This window comes from Streptomyces pacificus, assembly GCF_011766325.1.
Lineage (GTDB): Bacteria > Actinomycetota > Actinomycetes > Streptomycetales > Streptomycetaceae > Streptomyces > Streptomyces pacificus.
This window is the reverse complement of sequence record NZ_BLLG01000035.1, coordinates 1-21,511: the sequence shown is the minus strand read 5'-3', so window position 1 is coordinate 21,511 and position 21,511 is coordinate 1. Positions and strand designations below refer to the sequence as shown.

14 protein-coding genes are annotated in these 21,511 nt (G+C 67.5%); 5 read left to right on the top strand and 9 right to left on the bottom strand.

From position 1 onward, the window contains the following. Window positions 1-151: 151 nt before the first annotated feature. From ltrA to SCWH03_RS27895, 3 genes are all read right to left on the bottom strand, one after another. Window positions 152-1,264: a group II intron reverse transcriptase/maturase gene (ltrA, locus tag SCWH03_RS27900; RefSeq protein WP_272491134.1), complete on the bottom strand. Its 1,113-nt coding sequence runs from the start codon at window positions 1,262-1,264 to the stop codon at window positions 152-154. Window positions 1,265-1,276: 12 nt separating this feature from the next. Next, a complete protein-coding gene (locus SCWH03_RS29720; protein WP_272491133.1) occupies window positions 1,277-1,399 on the bottom strand; it encodes a hypothetical protein in 123 nt (40 codons plus the stop codon). Between the two features lie 569 nt (window positions 1,400-1,968). After that, the gene (locus tag SCWH03_RS27895; protein ID WP_173267641.1) at window positions 1,969-2,349 is read right to left on the bottom strand and encodes a transposase; all 381 of its coding nucleotides are present in this window, start codon (window positions 2,347-2,349) and stop codon (window positions 1,969-1,971) included. Window positions 2,350-2,369: 20 nt separating this feature from the next. Here SCWH03_RS27895 and SCWH03_RS27890 point away from each other — a divergent pair, with 20 nt between their 5' ends. The 4 genes from SCWH03_RS27890 to SCWH03_RS27875 all read left to right on the top strand — a co-directional run bounded on the left by SCWH03_RS27890 (window position 2,370) and on the right by SCWH03_RS27875 (window position 14,600). Continuing rightward, window positions 2,370-3,137 carry an ATP-binding protein gene (locus SCWH03_RS27890; RefSeq protein ID WP_173267639.1) on the top strand — a complete coding sequence of 256 codons (768 nt, stop codon included), beginning with the start codon at window positions 2,370-2,372 and terminating at the stop codon, window positions 3,135-3,137. A 610-nt stretch (window positions 3,138-3,747) separates the two neighbouring features. Then, on the top strand, window positions 3,748-7,395 hold the full coding sequence (locus SCWH03_RS27885) for a LamG-like jellyroll fold domain-containing protein (RefSeq protein ID WP_173267637.1): 3,648 nt from the start codon (window positions 3,748-3,750) through the stop codon (window positions 7,393-7,395). A 158-nt stretch (window positions 7,396-7,553) separates the two neighbouring features. Beyond that, window positions 7,554-13,964 (top strand): RHS repeat domain-containing protein, encoded by a 6,411-nt coding sequence (locus SCWH03_RS27880; protein ID WP_173267636.1) that lies wholly within the window; start codon window positions 7,554-7,556, stop codon window positions 13,962-13,964. A gap of 192 nt (window positions 13,965-14,156) precedes the next feature. Then, window positions 14,157-14,600 (top strand): PH domain-containing protein, encoded by a 444-nt coding sequence (locus tag SCWH03_RS27875; RefSeq protein ID WP_173267634.1) that lies wholly within the window; start codon window positions 14,157-14,159, stop codon window positions 14,598-14,600. 756 nt (window positions 14,601-15,356) lie between these two features. Here SCWH03_RS27875 and SCWH03_RS30005 read toward each other — a convergent pair. The 5 genes from SCWH03_RS30005 to SCWH03_RS27855 are packed head-to-tail and all read right to left on the bottom strand — an operon-like array spanning window position 15,357 to window position 18,439. Next, window positions 15,357-16,163, bottom strand: coding sequence for an LLM class flavin-dependent oxidoreductase (locus tag SCWH03_RS30005; protein WP_371872809.1), 807 nt, complete (start codon window positions 16,161-16,163; stop codon window positions 15,357-15,359). Then, window positions 16,111-16,362, bottom strand: coding sequence for a PEP/pyruvate-binding domain-containing protein (locus SCWH03_RS29480; protein ID WP_254077082.1), 252 nt, complete (start codon window positions 16,360-16,362; stop codon window positions 16,111-16,113). Before SCWH03_RS29480 ends, SCWH03_RS30005 begins: the two co-directional genes overlap by 53 nt. Window positions 16,363-16,387: 25 nt before the next feature. Further along, window positions 16,388-16,606: a hypothetical protein gene (locus SCWH03_RS27865; protein WP_173267633.1), complete on the bottom strand. Its 219-nt coding sequence runs from the start codon at window positions 16,604-16,606 to the stop codon at window positions 16,388-16,390. A gap of 58 nt (window positions 16,607-16,664) precedes the next feature. Beyond that, window positions 16,665-17,480, bottom strand: a complete 816-nt coding sequence (locus SCWH03_RS27860; RefSeq protein ID WP_173267632.1) for an ABC transporter permease — start codon at window positions 17,478-17,480, stop codon at window positions 16,665-16,667. After that, complete coding sequence (locus SCWH03_RS27855) at window positions 17,477-18,439, bottom strand: ATP-binding cassette domain-containing protein (protein ID WP_173267631.1); 963 nt, start codon at window positions 18,437-18,439, stop codon at window positions 17,477-17,479. The genes SCWH03_RS27860 and SCWH03_RS27855 overlap by 4 nt, the downstream gene beginning before the upstream one ends. A gap of 93 nt (window positions 18,440-18,532) precedes the next feature. Here SCWH03_RS27855 and SCWH03_RS27850 point away from each other — a divergent pair, with 93 nt between their 5' ends. After that, on the top strand, window positions 18,533-19,663 hold the full coding sequence (locus SCWH03_RS27850; RefSeq protein WP_173267630.1) for a TetR family transcriptional regulator: 1,131 nt from the start codon (window positions 18,533-18,535) through the stop codon (window positions 19,661-19,663). Between the two features lie 433 nt (window positions 19,664-20,096). On the opposite strand, the gene SCWH03_RS27845 is transcribed toward SCWH03_RS27850, so the two are convergent. Further along, window positions 20,097-21,296, bottom strand: a complete 1,200-nt coding sequence (locus SCWH03_RS27845; RefSeq protein ID WP_173267629.1) for a PEP/pyruvate-binding domain-containing protein — start codon at window positions 21,294-21,296, stop codon at window positions 20,097-20,099. Window positions 21,297-21,511 lie beyond the last annotated feature (215 nt).

Sequence of the window (21,511 nt, the reverse complement as noted above, 5' to 3'; positions counted from 1 at the left end):
CACAACCCGGCGAGCAGCGCGAAGAAGTCCTCGAACCACCCGTCCCACCGCTCGACATCCCGCTGCACGTCCTCCATGCACGGCTCAACGCGTCACGCGGCCAGCAGACACGAAGCTCCCCTGTAGTACCGGGCTCCTATCATCCTGATCGTCAGGTGACGTTGACCCATTTCCAGTGAGCGAAGAACGACGGGTAGGACTTGACGACCTGGTCCCATCGTCGCGCCGCCTTCTTGTAGGTCTTCAGCCGCTTATGCTTCTTCCGGACCCAGCGCAGCAGGTAGAAGTTGATGCGCTGGAGGAGGGGATGCAGTTCGGTTTGATAGAACGCTCCGTAGTACTGCATCCATCCGCGAATGATGGGATTGAGCCATTTCGCGAACTCGCCGAAGGAGTAGGTGACGTGCAGGTGAATCCGCCAGGAGCGGACTTCCGTGCTCATCTTCTTCAGGGCGTCCTTGCTGACCGCCGGGAGGAAGGACGTGAAGATCTTCCCGTGACGGTCTTTTGCCGGACGGTTGCGGAATGCGAAACCCAGGAAGGTGAATGAGGTAGCCGTATCATCGCGGCGTCGTTCCCTTCCGCAGTACACGATCCGCGTCTTGTCCGGGTGCAGTTGGAGTCCGACCTCAGCCATTCTGTCTTCGAGTCGCGCCAGAACCTCTCGGGCCTGTCGCTCCGACGAGCAGTGGATCACTGCATCGTCCGCATAGCATTCGAACTGGACGTTCCGAAAGGTTCGGGTGAGCCACGTGTCGAACGCGTAGTGTAGAAACAGATTCGCCAGGATCGGGGAGACCGCAGACCCTTGTGGGGTTCCCCGGTCTCTCTGCTGCAAGGTGCCGTTGGGCATCAGCACGGGAGCGGCAAGCCACCGCTTCACATACAGAATTACCCAGGCAGAATCGGTATGGGATTCCACCGCTTTCACAACCAGGTCCCAGCGGACACTGTCGAAGAACTTAGCGATATCAAGGTCAATCGCCCACTTCTTCTTCCAGCACCTTTGCCGGCACACAGCCACCGCGTCCAGTGCCGACCGTCCGGGACGGTAGCCGAAGGAGTCCGCATGGAACAACGGATCCACCCGTTTCTCCAGATGCCTGGCCACCACCGTCTGGGCGATCCTGTCCGAAACTGTCGGAACGCCGAGCAAACGGACCCCGTCACCGTGCGACTTGGGAATCTCCACACCTTTCACCGGGGGCGGAAAATAGCTCCCCGAGGACATCCGGTTCCAGATCTTGTAGAGGTTTCCCCTCAAATCCTTCTCGAATTACTCGATCGTGCAGCCATCCACCCCCGCAGCACCCTGATTCGCCTTCACCTTCAGATACGCCTCCCAGACCTCTCCTTTCGAGACATCGAACGGCTTCCCTGCCGACTTCAGCTCGCTCACGCAGCTCCTCCCGGGAGAAACCCGGTTGACCAAACAAACGAACCACGGACAATCCGGCCCCTTCGCTCCGCCCTCACCGCGCCGAGCAAGAGCTTCCTCACTACTACGAACCGGTCCGCCGACACGGCTTGCATCGGTACTCGGCCTCTCGCGGGTTCCCCGCTTGAGGTTCTCCCTTACGCGGCATCATCTAAATCGGGTTACCGCAGCATCAAGCCGTGCCTTCCCACGTTCCGCACGAGCGCGGCAGACCAGGATCACGTCGCCTCTACGCCGGGCACCACCTGGCCAGTAGATCGGGTATCCGCCAGGCTCATCCCGGGGCAAAAAGTAACCCCCGGTTTTGATGCCGCTTAATCCTTAACGACGCGTCAAAAGCGTCCCCCTTGACGGGGATTCGCGCTCCGTCTTCCTGATCCCCACCTGACGCCTCTTGGACGCCTTTTTCCACATCGCTCACCACGGTCGCGTCACCGCTTCCGCAGCATGTGGCGGTTTGAAGCCTCCCCCCGCAGGGCGGCTCCGAAGGGCCAAACCTTCATCACTCATGCAGCATCACGTTCTGCCGCTCAACCACCCATAGCGAACTCCCGTGTTCGTGGCACACCTTTTCCCATGATGTCCAACGCGGCCTTGTTCCGGGCCAGTTCCTTCTCCAGCCGTTCCACCTGGCGGCGCAGCTTCTCGTTCTCCGCCTCGGCGGCCGACTTCTTCGGACGGGCCGGGCTGGTGCGCTTGTCGACCAGCTTCTCCAGGGCCTCGGCGTCCCGCGCGGCCCGCCACTCCTTCACGTGCGAGTGGTACAGCCGCTCGCGGCGCAGGATCGCGCCCTTCTCGTTCTTCGGCGCGGCGTCGTACTCGGCCACGATCCGCAGCTTGTACTCGGGGCTGAATGTGCGGCGCTTCGGCCGTGGAGCCGGGTCGGATCCGGCGGGCTTGGTGCTGGTCATGAGGGGGTGGTTCTCCTGTCGTGCCCTCTCAGGCTAACCCGCCGAAGCGGGGCGTCTCACCCAAGGCTGACAGAGAGGGCTTCGTCGTCTCCTGCACCCGCGCACCGCAGCGAGTAGGGCAACTGCGCCGGATCAGTGCCGCTCACCTCCGGCTGTGGGGGATCGGCTCCTGCATCGACACAGCCAACCTGCTCATCAGCGAGTTGGTCACCAACGCCATCCGGTACGGCGAGACGGAGGACGTCAGCTTCTCCGTCTCGTACTGGCGGGGCGAGGTCCGCATCGAGGTGGCTGACGGAACTCCGGGCCGGCCGCAGGTGAAGAGACCGGCCGCCGACGAGGAGAGCGGTCGCGGCATGCTGATCGTCGAAGCCCTCGCCGAGGACTGGGGCACCAGCGAGGACGGCACCCTCACGTGGTGCACCATCGCCGTACCGGAACCGGTGGTGCCCAAGTCGGGGTTCTGGTGCGAGTGGCGCCAGGAGGACGGCAAGCAGCTCGCGCTCGCGGCCATGCCCACGCCGGACCGCGCGATCCGCTGGGCTCGCATCCAGATGCGCATCATCGCCTCGGCCATCGACGCGTCGGTGGTCGGCTACATCTGGGACTGGCTGTCCGACGGCTGGCGCGAGCCCGCCGAGGATCTGAAGAACGGCGAGGAGTTCACGCTCCCGCTCTCGGCCGGGCCGTACAAGTTCGTCTGGCATGCCCGTCCGGTGCGCTTCGTGCCCGTGGTCGGCGGAACTCCCCTGCCCCACCTCAGGGAGGAGGAGCCGGAATGGGACTGAAGCCCGCCGAGCTGTGGAGCTGTTCGACTGCCAGGGCGGGACCTGCTTCAGGTGCGAGCGGACCGGGCTTCCCGTGACGGAGATCGGCGATATCACCGTGGCAGGCGAGACCATCGCCCTCCAAGCCTGCCCGTAGTGTGTGTTCAGGCTCGAACAGCTCCACTGCTTCTTGCCGTTGGCGCCCTTGGCGATCTTGACGTCAGGGCCGATGAGCGGCATGGTCTCCGGCATCTTGCTCTCGTCGATCGTGCCGTCGGCGTCGGCCCACGCCGGGGTGGGCGGTGGTGAAGGAACGGGCGTTGCGTGGGTTCTTGTCATAGCGCACTCTCGTCAACCTCGCAACGGTCGGCCGTCTGTCTGGCCGGGCCCAGTACGAGGAGCCACAGGGCCGCATCCCCCGCAGGAGCGGCATTGGCTCTCGCGAAAGCGCGACTCAAAGACAACCACAGTGCACTGCTTCCCCTTTGGTCACAAATTCATCACGCAGCGTTTCATTCTCATGCCCATGGCAAGAGTTGCGCCATGCAAAAGTCATGACTGGTCGTGAACTTGGGGTGGGGTTGTGAGCTTCAGACGGGGGGGTCGCGCCGGCGGCGTGCACGGAAGACCGATGCGGACGCTGGTTTCCGCTGTGACTGCGGCGGCAGTTTTGGCGTCTCTGGCTGCTTGGGGGCCGGTTTCCCAGGCAGTGGCGGACGAGGTCCAGCCTCCGCTGTCGGAGGGGCAGATGGCGCTCGCCGAGGCCCAGGAGTCGGGGAAGCGGGTCGAGGTCACCGGAGAGCGGTCGGAACGTACGACGGTTTTCGCCAACCCGGACGGCTTCACTTTCACGCTGGAGGAGTCCGCGGTTCCCGTGCGGGTGCCCACGGCCGGCGGGGGCTGGCAGGCGCCGGACGCCACCTTGGAGATCCGCGGGGACGGCACGGTGGTGCCGAAGGCCGCGGCGGTCGAGATGGAGTTCTCCGGCGGAGGGGCGAACGAACCGCTGGTGAAAATCTCCGATCAGGGACGGTCGCTCCAGATGGGCTGGCCCGGCAAGCTTCCCAAGCCGGAGCTGGACGGGGACAGCGCGGTGTACGCGGAAGTGCTTCCGGGCGTCGACCTGAGGGTTACGGGGTCCGTGGAGGGTTTCCGTCATGTGCTGGTGGTCAAGTCTCCCGAGGCCGCGGCCCAGGAGGAGCTGAAGCAGATCGACTACTCGTTGAAGGCGACCGGCCTGAGTCTGCTCCAGGGCAAGGCGGGCAACCTCACCGCGATCGACGACGACGGCAACCGTGTCTTCCGGGCTCCGCCCGCACAGATGTGGGACTCTGCCGGCACGGCGTCCGGTGTGCAGCCGATGTCCCTGGCGACATCCGCGTTGGATGCCGCGGACGCTGAGGGCTCGGATCCCGCCGAGGTGGGTGCGTCATCCGCGGAGGGCGCTGAACCTGACGCGGGGGACACCGTCACCACCATGGACGTGAAGGTCTCCGACGACGCGCTGAGCGTGATCCCGGACGCGGAGATGCTGACCAAGACGGAGGCTTCGGCGTTTCCGCTGTACATCGACCCGACCGTGACCTGGGGCGAGTCCGAGCGCACGTTGCTGCGCAGCGACGGCTACGAGTCGTACGGCTGGGGCAACGGGGCCGACGGCCTGGGCAAGGGCATGGGCAAGTGCGGTACCTGGAACGGCTATTACTGCGGCCCGGGGTATGTGCAGCGGCTGTACTTCGAGTTCTCGCCGGCGAGTCTGAAGGGCAAGCACGTCCTGGACGCCACGTTCCGGGTGACCGAACCGTGGGCGTTCCAGTGCGACCCGCGCTGGGTGGACCTGGTGCGCACGAACAACATCTCCTCGTCCACCACCTGGTCGTCCCGGCCGAAGCACTTGGACCTGATGGTCGACCGGTATGTGTCGGCGGGCCGGGGTTCGCTGTGCGACCCGGACTCACCGGACGCGCCGATCGAGTTCAACGACAACCCGAACGAGACGAACGAAAACCTGACCCCGACGGTGCGGAACTTCGCGGCGGGCAAGTTCTCACGGCTCACGCTGATGCTGAAGGCACACGACGAGTCGGACACTTCGGCGTGGAAGCGGTTCAGGAACGACGCCGTCCTGTCCGTCGACTTCGTCGGCCTGCCTGCCAAGCCGACCGGCATCGGCCTGGTGACCGGCTCCGGCACGGTATGCGAGACGACCGAATCGGACCCCGCGATCGTCTCCGACCCGACCCCGCCCCTGACGGCGACGACGCAGACCAAGGCGGGCGGCGAGAAGGACGCTCAGCTGCGCGTCTACTTCGACATCGACCACAAGAACAGCGACGGCACCTGGTCGGACACCACGGCCGGCAACGGCGATCTGCGGCCCTCGTCCGGATACGTGGGCGACGGGGTGAAGCTGACCATGTCCTGGTCCACGCTGACCGAGGGCAAGCTGTACCGGTACCGAGCCTGGGTGCGTTCGTACTACAACGGCGGCGGAAGCTACCTGTCGGGGCCGTCGAACGCCTCGACGACCGGCTGGTGCTACTTCAAGGTCGACCCGACCGCACCGAAGGCCCCGAACATCACCGTCGGCAGCCCTTACTCGGCCTGCACTGACACGGCGTGCGCGGCGGGCGGCGGCCCAGGCCACAACGGCACCTTCACCTTTGGCCCGGCCACCGGGGACTCCAATGTCGCTTACCAGTACAAGCTGTCCTCCGCGGACGCCTGGTCGACGCCCATCAACGGATCAACGGTATCGAAGGACATCACGCCCAACAGCTCCGGCACGTACAGCCTGTATGTGCGGGCGAAGGACACGGTAGGCCGCTGGGGTGCCCAGAACGCGGTGGACTTCCTCGTCGCCGCGGGCGAAGGCCCGGTCGGACGCTGGCACTTCGACGAGTCCGACGGCACGGCGCTGGACTCCGCGACCGGCGATGGCAGCGACGACGCGACACTGGGCGGCGGCGCGGTTCGTGACGACCGGGGGCGGCGCGGGCTGATCACGCACGACGCCGAGGGACAGCCGCTGGCGGAGGCGATCACGGACAAGGGGCTGTCTCTGAACGGCACCACCGCTTACGCGGAGACCAGCGCGCCGGTGTTGGAGACCCGCTCCGCCTACACGGTCTCCGCCTGGGCGCGGCTGGACGATGGTGGCAAGAACGCCTCCGTACTCGCACAGCCCGGGAGTGACGGCAACACGTTCGTGCTTTGGTACCTCGCCGATGTGAAGCAGTGGTTCTTCGGCGTGCTCGACCAGGACGGCTCCACCCTCCGAGGGAGGTACTCCGTGTACGCCGCTCAGACGGGGGTCTGGACCCACCTGGCCGGCAGCTACGACCCGGCCACGGAGGAGCTGATCTTCTACGTGGACGGCCGTCGGCAGAGCCAGCCCCTGGCGACCGGAGCGGGCTCCTGGGCGTCGAACGGAGGGCTGCAGTTTGGCCGTTACAAGTTTCCGAGCGGCAACGCCACGTACTACTTCCCCGGTTCAATCGATGAAGTCGCTGTCTGGCAGCGGGTCCTGACCCACGAGGAGGTCGCGGATGAGACACGGCTGCTGGTCTCGGAGAAGTTCGCCGGCGTCGAGTTGGTGGCGGACTGGAACGCCGCTCGGGGAAGCGGAACAACCGTCGCGGACACCACCTCCGGCTACGGCAGGAGTCTGACCCTGGCCGGTGGCGCCGCCATCAGCGGCGAGGCCATCGTCCTGGATGGAGTCGACGACGCGGCCACGGCCCCAGGTCCGCTGGTGTACGACCATGCTCCCCTCACCGTGTCCACGCTCGTCGAGTTGGACTCCGCGAAGTTGCTGGGCAAGGACATCGGATACACCGGCCAGGTCCTGGGGCAGCGTACGGAAGAGGGCTCGGCCTGGGGCCTGTGGTACGAGCTGACCGGCAAGGACACGGTCCTGGATGAGGAGACGCTGGAGGAGACCACGATCCCGGTCGGCGTCTGGCACTTCGGCCGCCTGAACGCTGACGGCACCTTCTCCTCCGTGGTCTCCGACGAGGTGGCGGCTCTGGACAGTCCGGTGCGGCTGACCGGTATCTACGACTCGGTGTACGGCACGATCAGCCTCTATCTGGGCTACGGGCGGAACGGCGACGCGAAGGCGTTCACCGTCCAACTGGGCAGCGGGGACTTCGCTATCGGCAAGGGTTTCACGAGCGGCACATGGAAGCACTACCTGCCTGCCCATGTCTCGGAAGTCCGCCTGTGGGCAGGGGCGATGGCAAGCCCGGAGCAGGTCGAGGTCCGCGTGGGCGACTGATGCTCGCGAAGGGGCGGTGCGGCGCCATCGTGGCGCCGCACCGAAGCGCAACAGCACATCACTCGTCGGCCTTTCACGGCTCTGCTGGCCTTTCCTGACGCGGAACAACGGGGTGGGAGCGGACAATCATGACTTTTGGTATTGGCGCACGAAGGAAAATGCGGAGCGGCAGGAGACGCCGCGCCGGGACGATCGTGACGTTCCTGGCACTGTCTCTTGTGGTCCCCACCGGACCGGCCCCCGTGGCTCAGGCGGCCGAGAAGAGGCTTGGCCGACCGGACGTTCCTGATCAACGGGTGAGCAAGGTAAAGGAACTCGGCGGGCCCGGCGCGAAGGAGGCCCGCGCGAGGGTTGCCAAGGACAAGAAGGCCGATGCCGAACGCGCCCGGCAAGCCCGTGCGGAGCGGAAGGCTGCCTGGCCTGAGCAGGGTGACGCGAGCGTCGAACTGGACGCCGACAAGCCAGTCCAGACAGAGCCCGGCGGACTTCCCATCAGCATCGCTCCGCCCGGAGGCATGAACGGCGCCGAATCCGGCACCACCGCACGGATCACGATCCTCGACCAGAAAGCCGCCAGGGACGCCGGCATCACCGGCGTGCTGCTGACCGCCGAGGCGGACGAGGCAGGACGGGCCGAACTCGGCATCGACTACAGCGGATTCGCTTCGGCGATGGGCGGCGGCTGGGCCTCCCGACTGCGCCTGGTGCGCCTCCCCGGCTGCGCCCTGGACACGCCGGAGAAGGCCGCGTGCCGCACTACTACCCCAGTCAAGTCCGACAACGACTTCGTAGGCCAGACCATCACCGCCTCTGTCACACTGCCCGAGACCAGTGACGGCCCCTCGACGCAACTGGCCGACGCGGCCACCTCGGAGACAGCGGTGTTCGCTGTGACCGCGACTGACCCGGGCGCGGGTGAGTCCCCCTCGGGCTCCGGTGACTACTCGGCCACCGAACTGTCGGAGTCCTCGTCCTGGGAGGCGGGCGACAACTCCGGCACCTTCTCCTGGAGCCACGACTTCAACATGCCGCCGGCCGCGGCCGGACCGACCCCCGAGCTGTCCCTCACCTACGACTCGGGCAGCGTCGACGGCCGTACCGCCGCTACCAACAATCAGGGCAGTGCGGTGGGCGAGGGCTTCAGCATCACCGAGTCCTACATCGAGCGTTCCTACAACTCCTGCGACGACGACGGCCACAAGGACGTCTTCGACACCTGCTGGAAGTATGACAACGCCCAACTCGTCCTGAATGGCAAGGCCAGCCGCCTGGTGAAGGTGTCCGGCACCTGGGATAGCACCTGGCGGCTGGAAAACGACGACGCCTCCCTGGTGACCCGCTCGACGGGCGCCGACAACGGCGACGGCAACGGCGAGTACTGGACCGTCATCACCGGCGACGGCACCAAGTACGTCTTCGGCCTGAACAAGCTCGACGGCGCCACCGATCAGCGCACCGACTCCACTTGGACCGTCCCGGTCTTCGGCGACGACTCCGGGGAGCCCGGCTACGGCAACGGCGACGCCTTCGCCGACCGGTCTGTGACCCAGGCGTGGCGGTGGAACCTGGACTACGTCGAGGACACCCACGGCAACGCCTCGACGTATTGGTACGCCAAGGAGACCAACTACTACAAGAAGAACAAGGCCACCACGGCAAACGCCTCGTACACCCGCGGCGGCTACCTGAAGGAGATCAAGTACGGACTGCGCAAGGGCGCGCTGTTCACCGACGACGCCGACGCCAAGGTGACCCTCAGCCACGCCGAGCGCTGCACCGTCACCGACTGCTCCTCGCTGACCAAGGACACCGCCAAAAACTGGCCCGATGTGCCCTTCGACGCGATCTGCACCGACGGGGACACCGACTGTCTGGCCTCCGGCCCCTCGTTCTTCTCCCGCAAGCGGCTGACCGGCGTCACCACCTCCTCCTGGAAAGCCACCACCAGCGCCTACGATCCGGTGGACTCCTGGGCACTCACTCAGGAGTACCAGGACGGCGGGGACATCGGCGACACCTCCGACCACGTACTGACCCTGAAGTCGATTCTGCGGACCGGCAAGGCCGGTGACACCGCCATCGCGCTGAATCCGATCACGTTCACATACCAGTGGCGCGAGAACCGGGTCGACGGCACCGACGACATCCTGCCGCTGACCCGCCCCCGGATCTCCACCGTCACCTCCGAGACCGGCTCAATCACCACAGTCACCCTTTCCTCACCTGAGTGCGTGCGCAGCGAGGTGACGGGCGCCGCCGAGGACGCCAACACCCGCTCCTGCTACCCGAGGTACTGGAATATCAACGGTTCCTCCGAGGCGTCGGTGGACTGGTTCCACAAGTACCGGGTCCTGGCCGTCGTCGTTTCCGACCCGGCCGGTCACAACGACGCCGTCGAGTATGCCTACGACTACAAGGGCGCCGCCTGGCACTACAACGATGACCCGCTCACCCCGAAGGCGGAGCGCACCTGGTCCGGCTGGCGCGGCTACCGCGAGGTCACCGTCCTCACCGGCGCCGCGAACACCACCCGCTCCAAGACCGTCTCCCTCTACATGCAGGGCATGCACGGCGACAAGAAGAAGGACGGCACAACCCGCTCAGTCTCCCTCGCCCCGCTGACGGCCCCGTCGATCGGGGCGGCGAGCATCACCGACAGCGACCAGTACGCGGGCACGCGCCGCGAGCACGTCACGTACAACGGCTCGACCCCGATCACGGTGGAGATCAACGACCCGTGGTCGAAGGAGACGGCACGGCAGAGCGCGCCCGACGCCGCCGACCACGTGGCCCGCTACGTCCGCTCGGGGAAGTCCACCACCCATACCTACCTGACCGCCTCCGGGACCTGGCGCGCCCGCTCGGTCGCCACGACCTACGACGACTACGGCATGCCGGTAACGGCCGACGACTCCGGCGAGGTCGGCAAGGGCGGCGACCAGACCTGCACCCGCACCTGGTACGCCCGTAACGACGCGGCCGGTATCACCGACCTAGTCTCCCGTACCCGTACCGTCGGCCAGTCCTGCGCGGTGGCCGACACCAGCCTGAACCTCCCGGCGAACTCGGAGACCCGTGGCGATGTCCTCACCGACACCGCCACCGTCTACGACAACCCCTCCGCCACCACTTGGTCGGCGTCCCAGACCCCGACCAAGGGCGCCGCCACCTGGACCGGCCGTGTCTCCGGTTACTCCGCCACCGCGGGCACGGATGGCCTGCGCCCGGCCTCCGGCTGGCAGCGGACCACGACCACCACGTACGACACCCTGGGCCGCCCCGTCGACGTCACCGACGCGGAGGGCAACACCACCAACACCGCCTACACCCCCGTCGCCGCGGGCCCGCTGACGAAGACGATCGTCACCGACTCCCTCGGCCACAAGGTCACCAGCTTCTTGGACCACCGGCACGGCCAGGAACTGCGCGTGTACGACGCCAACCTGAAGAAGACCGAGTCCACCTACGACGCCCTCGGACGGCTCACGGCGGTCTGGCAGCCCAACCGCAACAAGGCCGCGGGCTACAGCGCGAACACGACGTACGCGTACCGCATCAGCGCCACCGAACCGTCCTGGGTCTCCACCTCGACTCTCAAGCGGGACGGCGAGACGTACAACACCACGTACGAGTTCCACGACTCGCTGATGCGCCCGATCCAGACGCAGTCCCCCACCCCGGTCGGCGGCCGGATCCTCACCGACATCCGCTACGACACCCGCGGACTGGAGTACGAGAAGTACGAGGACATCTTCGACAGCACCAGCACCCCGAACGGCACCTACACCCGCGAGGAGTACGGCGAGGCGCCCCGGCAGACGGAGACGGTCTACGACGGCGCGGAGCGGGCGATCACCAGCACCCTGTACGTGTACGGGGTGAAGAAGTGGTCGACCACCACGACCCACACCGGTGACTCCACCGCCACCAGCGCCGTGCAGGGCGGATCCGCGACCCGCACCATCGCCGACGCCCGCGACCGGACGGTGGAGACCCGAGAGTACGCGGGCCCGAGCCCGGCCGACCCCCAGTTCGACGGCGGCGCGGGCACGGCCTCGTACACCAGCACCCGTTTCCAGTACACGCTGGACGACATGCAGACCGAGGTCACCGGCCCCGACGGCGCCAAGTGGATCTACGGCTACGACCTGTTCGGCCGCAGGACCAACGCGGACGACCCCGACAAGGGCCTGACGAAGCTGGCCTACGACAAGATGGACCGGCCGACACAGACCACCGACTCCCGTGGCCGGTCCGTCATCACCGGCTACGACGCCTTGGGCCGCACCACCGGCACCTGGAAAGGTTCGAAGACCGACGCCAACCAGCTCACCGCCTACACCTACGACGGACTCCTCAAGGGCGAGGCGGACGCGAGCATCCGCTACGTCGGCGGCAAGACGGGCAAGGCGTACACCGAGACCGTCACCGCCTACGACAGCATGGCCCGCCCCACCACCACCGAACTGACCCTGCCCGCCTCCGACCCGCTCGCCGGGGCGGGTGCCGCCACCGTCCAGTTCGAGACCAACTACAACATCGACGGCACCCTCCAGAGCGCCAAGGAGCCCGCGCTCGGCGGCCTGCCCTCGGAGATCGTCGACTACGGCTACACCGGCACCGGTCAGCTCACCTCCCTGGGCGGCAGCACCGGCTACCTCCTCGACGTTGACTACTCCCCCCTTGGCGAGGCCAGACAGGCGGTCCTCGGCACCGCCAACACCGAGGCCCATAAGAAGGCGTACGTCACTAACACCTGGGAGGAGGGCACCGGACGGCTCCTCGGCAGCCACGTCACCGACCAGACGCACCCCTACAAGCTCCAGAACCTCGTCTACACCTACGACCAGGCGGGCAACGTCACCTCCATCGCCGACACCAGCACCCTCGGCGGCACCGCCGCGCCGGAGACCCAGTGCTTCACCCATGACGGCCATCGCCGCCTGACGGAGGCATGGACACCCGCTTCCCAGAACTGCTCCGACACCCGCAACGCGAGCGCCCTCGGCGGCCGGGCCCCGTACTGGACCAGCTACACCTACAACGACGCGGGCCAGCGCACCACGGAGACCGCCCGCACCAGCACCGCCACCAGCAATACGACCTACTGCTACGAGAAGTCGGCCCAGCCACACGCCCTGACCGGCACCAGCAAGACCGCGAACTGCACCGCACCGGATCGCGCTTACGACGTCGACAGCGCGGGCAACACCACCACCCGCCCCGAGGGCACTGCTGCCCAGAGCCTGGTCTGGTCGGACGAGAACAGACTGTCAAGCCTGACGGAGAACGGGAAAACAACGGATTACCTCTACGGCGCCGACGGCACTCTCCTGATCCGCGCCACGCAGGACGGCGAGCGCGTCCTGTACGCGGGCGCGACCGAACTGCACCTGCGCGCCGACGGCACCGCCTGGGCGCAACGCCACTACGGCTCCGACGACCTGACGGTGGCCGTCCGCTCCAACGAGAGCGGAACCAACCAGCTCAGCTATCTGGTCGCCGACGAGCACGGCACCGCCGCCCTCGCCCTCGACGCTACGGACCAGGCGTACTCCCGCCGCTACCTGACGCCCTTCGGCGCACAGCGCGGCAGCACCACCGGCACGGCCTGGCCCGACGACAAGGGCTTCCTCGGCAAGACCACCGACACCGGCACCGGCCTCACCCACGTGGGCGCCCGCCAGTACGACCCCGTGATCGGCCAGTTCATCAGCGTCGACCCGCTCCTGCAGACCGCCGTCGGCCAGACCTACAACGGCTACAGCTACGCCGTCCAGAACCCGGCGACCGTCGCGGATCCGTCCGGCCTGGGCGTCCCCGAGTGCAACGAGCCGCAGAAGTATGGCATCACGTGCCGGGGTGGCATTCCGGTGAGCACCAGCAAGAAGAAGGCCGGCAACTCCGAGGGCCCGGTCCGGGCCTGCCGCTGCGGCTCCCGCCCTGTCCTGGTCAAGGGCAACACCAAGCCCACCGGCCTCGGCGGCATCCCCGGCCGCCGCAACCTCGACCTGCCCTCCACACCCGCCCCCAAGGGCTGGCTCAAGACCACTCCGCCCAACCCCGGTCCCGAACCCAAGAAGGACGACGGCTTCTGGGGCAAGCTCAAGGGCGCGGCACGCGGCACCGGCGGCTGGCTGAAGGACACGTTCACGACGTGGGACGGCTGGAAGAACCGGGTTATCCCAGGGCTGGCCTTCGGCACCTGCGTGGTGGTCTCGGCGGGAGTCTGCACCGTGGCAGGTGTGGTCGCCGTCGGAACGACCTTCGTCGGCGACGGCCTGACAACCGGCAGCTGGAACTACGCCGCGGCGGGCAAGAGCCTGGCCTGGACGCTCGCGGGCGGCGGCGTGGCCCGCGGCCTGGCGGGCAGCTGGCGAGGCTCGGCCTTCGTAGGCCGAACACGGGTCAAGACAGTCTCCGAAATGGAGAACGTCACGATCTACGGCTATCGCAAGACCGTCGACTGGGGTGCCACCCAGGCCAACATGACCCTCAACCTCGGCAACTCGCTCACCTTCTGCGGCGTGGGCGCGTCAAGCCCGGGAGCGTCGGCGGGCTGGTGCTGAGCGCCCACCGCCGAATGCGACCATGAGAACCTGAGGAACCGCCGAAGGGCCAGGAACGGAAAGAGAGCGATGACGAAACCATCACCACAAGGTCGAACCGTACTTCGCCGCCGTTCCTGGCCCGTCCTCTGTGGAACAGCCATTACGGCCCTCGGCGTCGGGATGCTGGCGGCCGTCTGGAAAGTCACCTCGGTGAACGGCTTCCGCATGGGCTGGCAGGGAATCCCCGTCTACCTGGCCCTGGCAGCAATCCTGGGCCGAATCGCCACCTGCAAGGTCGTCCTGCACGAGGCCACACTGGTCGTCATCAACCCCCTACGCACCCACACCATCCCACGGTCCGCCCTAGCCCGAGCCGAGGTGGACGACCACGGCACCCTGGAGCTGCACCTCCACGACGACAAGCGCATCCCGTCGTTCGCGTTCGGCGGCTCACTCGTCGACCGCATCAAGGGCACCAGCGAGGAAGCGGCCCACACCATAACCACCTGGCGCAACACGCCCCACCCACCAACTCCCGACCTCCACACCAAAACCCACTGGACACGCTCCCCCTACGCCGACACCGCCGTCGCCCTATGCGCGGCGACCACAGCAGCGGGCGCCCTCTGGATGGCGCTCAGCGGGGGTTCGTGACCGGCTCTGTCACCTGGTCCGGGTCCAACAGCGGAGTCGGCGGTCGATCGACCAGATCGCAGGGTGGCTCACTTTCCATCCGCCGTACGTGGCCCTCGTTTCACCCGTTGCCGAGAAAAGGAGCATTCGTCGTCGAGACGGGAGATGACTGGCTCCCACCGCGGTGGGAGCCAGGTGCTGTGGCCACTGCAGCTCCTTGGGGAAACTGCTGGTCATCCAACGGGAGATGCGTGAGCGATGCGTGAGCGATGCGTGAACGGACGGTGCGGCGCAAGGTGGATTCAGCGGCAGGCACCGATGAGCCCGCAAGTCGCTGATCAGGGAAAACGGGATCCGATGTGATCATGTGGCACCCGCCATCACGACCCCATGAGCCCTCGTAATGCGTAGGTCTCGGGTTCGAATCCCGAAGGCGGCTCCATGGTGAACCCCAGGTCAGGGCTTTGACCTGGGGTTTCTTGTTTCCGTTGACCTTGGAATCCCGGCCAATCGGGCATTCGTGGTCTGCGCATCGTAATGCGTAGGTCGGAGGTTTGGTTTCTGTGACGAGGTCGACGATCTAACGCTCTGACCTGGTCCTTTCCTTGTTTTTAGGGGATGGATCATGCTGGCGCAAGGGGTCCCGGTGGACAACCGGTGGACAGCCGTGCGTGACACTCCATCAGGGGACCTGCCGCTGTAGTACAAGGAGAGTGGCGGACATTGGATATCACTCCAGGGTGTGTGGGTTTGGTCCCGTGACAGCTGGCTCCTGTGCTAACGCCGGGCCGGCAAGTAGGTACAGGTGGTCGAGATCGTCGAGGTCGAGAACCTTGAAGTAGACGCGCTGAACCCCCGCGGACGTGTAGGTGGCGAGGCGTGCGGCGGCCTGGGCCGCGTACCGACCAAGCCGCGCTCCGCCAACTGTTCGACCGACCGCCCGATCGCGTCGGCCCGCCTCCTCAGCTCAGCGCCCGTGCGTCCGACACAAGCGACCCGAGTGCAGGACCGGACGATCTGCTCGGTGCCCCGGCCCACCCGGTGGCACTCACGCACCATCGCGCCGAAGCGGTCGGCGTCGCACTCCTCCGTGGAAAGAGAGGGGAGGTTGTACCCGTCCGCATGACGGGCCGCGATGCGGGGGGCACGGCGCGGGCCCTTGCCGCCGAGAATGAGCGGCGGCTGCGGCTGCTGCACCGGTTTCGGCAAGGCGGGACAGTCCAGGAGACGGAAGTGGCGGCCGTGGAAGGTGAAGGGGCCCTCGGACGCCACATACCGGTGAGGGCGACGAGCTTGATCACGCGATTGATGCCCTCGCTCTTGGTGTTGCTGTGACCGGTGTCGATGAACGCGGCGATCTCGGGCCACCAGCGGTCGACGGTGTCCCTCGATCCGGCGCAGGGCGTCGAGCAGTTCCGTCGATACGGCCGGTTCCCCCTCGGTGAGTTCACGCGGAGGCAGGGTCGTCCTTCTGCCAGGGACGACGTCTTCTCCTCGGTGCTCGAAGAGGACTTCGCCGAACGGAATGGTCTCACTGGTGTTGGAATTGGTGGCTGAACGCGACTCCGGTGCCGCTGTGGTCATCGTGGTTCCGAATGCAAATTTCCTGGACGATCACAGCTGCGCTGAGGTCGTGCGGGATGTCGTTCAACACGCGATAGGTCTGTGCGCGGGGCGTGTCCCAGGGCGAGAACACGGCCTCGACCGCCGACTCCGGTTGGCCGAGCAGCTCCGGGTTGGGTACCAGGAACCGATCGTAAGCCGCCCCCACGGCCTCGGGCATCGGCCGACTCGAGCTTGCCGGTGATCTACTCGGCGCCCGTGGCGCGGCCGACGTCCGTGAGCCGCCACCCGGGCAGTTCGCCGGACATGTGCGTGACGAGACCGGCGGCCCCGAGACCGATGAGCTCGGACTTGTCGAGGCCTGTGACCTTGTGGAGGAGGGCGAGGCCGCCGGCGCCGGCGCAGGGCAGGGCGTGCAGCACCGACAGGCTGATGTCCGGGACGTGGGCTTCGGACCCTTTCATGTCCTGTGCCCGCGGTGCGCGGTTCGGTGTACAGGAAGGCTGTCGTCGGTCGGCGTCGTCACTCCTGGCGGCCGTAGGCGCGGACTGCGAGTGGGCAGAAGACGACGAACAGGATGGCCGACCACAGCAGGGTGAGGCCGATGCTTCCGTTGTCCGGTGTCCCGTTCAGCAGAGCGCGGCAGGCGTTCATGACGTGGGTGACGGGGTTGATGTCCGCCCAGGCGTGCAGCCATCCGGGCAGGGTGTCGATCGGGGCGGCCAGGCTGCTGCCCAACTGGAGCGGCAGGAAGGCGATGAAGCTGAACGACAGTACGGCGTCGGCGCTCTTGACGAGGACACCGATGAACACCATGAGCCAGCTCAGGCAGAACCCGAACATGATGGCGAGTCCGGCCGCCCCCAGTGCGGCGAGGGCGCTGCCCTGGATGCGGAACCCGAGCAGTGCGCCGATGCCGAACAGGACCGCCACGGCGATCAGATAACGGAGGATGTCGGCCAGCACGGAGCCGAGCAGCGGCGCCGTACGGCTGATCGGAAGGCTGCGGAACCGGTCGGTGACGCCGTTCTTCAGGTCGAGATTGATGGCCGACCCGGTGGAGATCATGCCCGCAAGCCCGGCACCCATGACGAGGATTCCGGGGAACAGGTACTGGAGGTACTCGGCGGTGGTACCGGCGACCGGGCGGCCGAACAGGTAGAGGAACAGGACCATGAACAGCGCGGGGGTGATGATGCCGTTCATGATCGGGCCGGGGTTCCGGCTGGTCTTGGCGAGGCTGCGCTGGGCGAGGACCACACTGTGCCGGAGGATGCCGAAGCGCGAGGGTCGGGCGGTCTCGGAGAGGGAACGGGTATCGGAGAGGGATGTGGTCATACTGCGTCCTTGGCGTCGGCGGTGGGAGCCCCGGTCAGGGACAGGAAGACCTCGTCGAGGCTGGGAAGGCGGAACGCGAGCTCACTGACGTCGATGCCGTGACCCCGGAGCTGGGCGGTGATCTCGAAGAACTCTGCGTCGCCGGCGACCGGCACGATGAGTTCTTGGCGGCGGGACCTGTCAGGCTCCCGTCCCGCGACCCGGGCGACGATCGCGGCGGCGGGGTCGAGGTCGCTGAGATCGGACGGTCGCAGAACGATCGTGTGCCCGCCGACCTCGCGCTTGAGGTCGGCGGGTGTGCCGGACGCGATGACCCGTCCATGGTTGATGACGGTGATCGCGTCGGCCAGGGCGTCGGCCTCTTCGAGGTACTGCGTCGTGAGCAGGACCGTGACGCCGTCCTGGGCGAGCCCGCGGATCATCTGCCACAACTCGTCGCGCTTTCCGGGGTCCAGCCCGACCGAGGGCTCGTCGAGGAACACGACCTCGGGCCGCCCCACCAGGCTGGCGGCGAGGTCGAGCCGGCGTCGCATCCCGCCTGAATAGGTGGCGACGGGTCGGTCGGCCGCATCGTCGAGGCCGAAGCGGGACAGCAACTCGCCGGCCCGCCGACGGGCGTCAGGCCGCCCGAGGTCCAGGAGTCGGCCGATCATGACCAGGTTGGACCGCCCGGACAACTCGTCGTCGACGCTCGTGTGCTGCCCCGACAGCGCGATGCGTCGGCGAACCCGAGCCGGATCCTGCCGGACGTCGATCCCTGCCACGCGCACCTGGCCCGCATCGGGGTGCAGCAGGGTCGCCAGCACCCGGATGACGGTCGTCTTGCCGGCGCCGTTGGGCCCCAGCAGTCCCAGCACCTGTCCGTGCGGAGCCGCGAGGCTCACTCCGTCGACTGCGGTCGTCCGGCCGAACCTCTTGATCAGTCCGTCGACCTCGAACCCCAGGTCACCCACGATCATCTCCGATGCTCATAGTTTTCCGATGACATCAACATCTGGATGCTATCTGTATCATGGCACAGCGGAAGCGGAAGGGGCACAGAAGGGGAGATGATGGCAAGGTTGACCCGCGCACAGCAGCAGGAACGGACCCGTGCGGTGGTGCTGGTCGCGGCCCGGCAGGAGTTCGCCGAGCACGGCTATGGTGAGGCCAAGATCGACCGGATCGCCGAGCGGGCCGAACTGACCAGGGGCGCGGTCTACTCCAACTTCACCGGCAAGCGCGCGCTCTACCTCGCCGTGCTCGCCGACGCCGCCGAACATGCCCGAGCCTGCGCCGAACCGCCGCTGGAATCGCCCGACTCCGTCGGAAGGGCACTCGGCGCGTTCGCCCGGGTCTGGCTCGAACGGCTGCCCTTCGCCGGCGACACACCGGGCAGCGGACATCTTCAGCTGCGCTCGCTGTCCGGAGTGCTCGACACCGAGCCGGCCCGGACCGCGTTGGCCGAACTCGTCCGATTCGAAGCCCTGCTGCTCGCTCTGGCAGTCGAGCCGCGTACCGCCGTGCGCACCCGGACGGTGCGACTGGCCGAGCTGGCGCTGACCCTGCTCCACGGCGCGGCCGGTCTCGCGGAGAACGCCCCCGGGGTCGGCGACCCGTTCGACCTGGCCCGCGCCGCCGAGCACCTGGCCGGCATGGCCCTGATCAACGATTCGGAGCCGCCACACCTGTCCTTCGTCGCCCCGGCACAGTCGGCGGAAGACCAGTGGGCAGCGCCCCGCGGACTGCGCGACGAGATCACTGGCCGTCAGGTCAACCTGGACGACGACGGCGTCGTGGTCGTGCTGGGCGTGAGACGTCTGTCCGCAGCCGAGGAGGCCGTGCGCTCTGCGCGGCTGCGCGACGAGGTGACAATCGTCGTTGTGACGGACGATCCCGCCGAGATCGGCCGACTGGCCCGGCTTCGGATCGCCGATCTCGTCGGCTGCCTGCGACGGGTGTTCGCGGCCGGGGAACTACCGTGGCTGCGCATCGTGTTCGATGACGCCGGCATGGTTTCCGCGGCTATCGGCCGGGAGTCGGTCGACGACCACACCGAGGTCGCAATCCGGGTGCGCGACGGGCTGATCATGGCACGCGCGGACGGACGCGGCGCCGGCCACGCCGTGGCCGACCGCAGCGCCCTCGAAGGCTGCGGGCAGCATGACAGCGCGAATTCGGGGAGACTCACGGGCGAGGTGTAGACGAGGCATGCATGATCGACTGGTTGTCCGGTTCCGTCAGTCGGTCCGCGCCACACCGCCCGGGCCCGGCGGCCGCTCCGAGACCCGCGCCGGACGCCCGGCGAGGACCGCCTTCGGGGCCGGAGCTGGCGTGCGCAGCGCCGCCGGCGCTGTGATGACGACGTCGCAGAGTTCGGCTTGGACGCCGTCCAAGCGCTGGAGCGGACCGCACTGCCCGCAGTGCCCGCAGTGCCCGAGCGCCGCAGCTTCGACTACGTGAGGCACGGCACCATCGACCTGTTCGCCGCGCTGAACACGGCAACCGGAAAGGTGATCAGCCGCCTGTCCGCACAGCACCGGGCCAGGGACTTCCGGGACTTCCTGGCCGAGTCGACTGCCAGACCGAGCCCGGCCTGGCAGTCCACGTCATCTGCGCCAGGACCTCCGGACCAGCTCACCGGGAACCGAGGAGCGCGACCCGGCCGGTGCTTCCGTCCACCTCGACCATCGCACCGTCGGGCAGGACCGTCGTCGCGTCCGGAATTGCCAGGACGGCCGGGAGCCCTTGTTCCCGTGCCACGATCGCGGCGTGGGAGAGCAGGCCACCGGTCTCGGTGACGACTGCGGCGACGACACCGAACAGGGGGGTCCACGCCGGGTCCGTGGTCCGGCACACGAGTACGTCGCCGGGCCGCACGCGTGCGAAATCGCTGGGGCCGCGTACCACGCGGGCCGGTCCAGCGGCGGAGCCGGAACTTCCGGGCGTTCCCGTGCGGACGTTGCTCTTCCCGGTGGTGTCCGGCGAGGCCGCCGGCCCGGCGGGGAGGGCGCTGGTCACCGGGCGAGCCTGGAGGACCCAGATCCGGGAGCCGGCGATCGCCCATTCGATGTCCTGCGGCCCGCCCAGCAGATCGGCTGTCCTCCGGCCGACTTCCGCGAGCCGGGTCACTTCCTCGTCGGTCAGACAGAACCTTTCCCGGTCGGCAGGCTCCACCTCACGGGTGACAACCCGGGTGTGATCCCGATCGATCCGCGTCCTCTTCGTGCCGAGCGTTCGACGGGTGACAGTGCCGCCGGTCAACGTCCAGGAGTCCGGCGTGACCTGACCGCTGACGACGCTCTCGCCCAGCCCCCAGGATGCCTCCAGACGGATGTCGGCGCCGGTGAACATCACCCCCGCGACGTCGGCATCCACCAGGCTCTGCACCAGCACCGCGATCGCGGGCGGTTCCGCGCCCTCCTGCCGGCGCCGGTATTCCACGGCACGTTCGGACCACAACGAGGCCCAGCAGCGGCGTACCGCGTCGGCGACCTGATCGGAACCGCGGACGCCCAGGAAGGTGTCGTGCTGTCCCGCGGCGGTGGCGGCGGCGGTGTCCTCGCTGGTCGCCGACGAGCGCACGGCGACGTACCCGTCCCCGGTGGTTCGTGTGAGTGCTCGGGCGATCTCGTCGATCAGCGCCGGGGAGAGGCCGGCCAGATCACGCACGGCACCGACGTCCGAGAAGTCGAGGCCGTGGGCCGCCCGCTCATACGCGGCGGTCGGCACCACGAACCCCGGTGGTACCGGCAGACCTGCCTCAAGGAGCCGGGCAAGCGCTGCGGCCTTTCCACCCGACGTCCCGAGTTCGGCGTCAACCAGGTTGATCAGCAAGGCATTTACCCCCTAGCCAGTGCACTGTACATGTTGCGTGATGACACGGTCCGGCAACCCGCGTGGAGTGCGAGTACCGCGTTGACGTCCCTCTCTGTCAGCCTTGGGTGAGACGCCCCGCTTCGGCGGGTTAGCCTGAGAGGGCACGACAGGAGAACCACCCCCTCATGACCAGCACCAAGCCCGCCGGATCCGACCCGGCTCCACGGCCGAAG

Excerpts from the sequence above, each read along its gene's own strand:
- SCWH03_RS27895 (WP_173267641.1), bottom strand. The coding sequence starts at position 2,349 with ATGACCAGCACCAAGCCCGCCGGATCCGACCCGGCTCCACGGCCGAAG.
- SCWH03_RS27880 (WP_173267636.1), top strand. The coding sequence starts at position 7,554 with ATGCGGAGCGGCAGGAGACGCCGCGCCGGGACGATCGTGACGTTCCTG.
- SCWH03_RS27885 (WP_173267637.1), top strand. The coding sequence starts at position 3,748 with ATGCGGACGCTGGTTTCCGCTGTGACTGCGGCGGCAGTTTTGGCGTCT.
- SCWH03_RS30005 (WP_371872809.1), bottom strand. The coding sequence starts at position 16,163 with ATGACCACAGCGGCACCGGAGTCGCGTTCAGCCACCAATTCCAACACC.
- SCWH03_RS29480 (WP_254077082.1), bottom strand. The coding sequence starts at position 16,362 with ATGCCCGAGGCCGTGGGGGCGGCTTACGATCGGTTCCTGGTACCCAAC.
- SCWH03_RS27865 (WP_173267633.1), bottom strand. The coding sequence starts at position 16,606 with ATGAAAGGGTCCGAAGCCCACGTCCCGGACATCAGCCTGTCGGTGCTG.
- SCWH03_RS27855 (WP_173267631.1), bottom strand. The coding sequence starts at position 18,439 with ATGATCGTGGGTGACCTGGGGTTCGAGGTCGACGGACTGATCAAGAGG.
- SCWH03_RS27860 (WP_173267632.1), bottom strand. The coding sequence starts at position 17,480 with ATGACCACATCCCTCTCCGATACCCGTTCCCTCTCCGAGACCGCCCGA.
- SCWH03_RS27850 (WP_173267630.1), top strand. The coding sequence starts at position 18,533 with ATGGCAAGGTTGACCCGCGCACAGCAGCAGGAACGGACCCGTGCGGTG.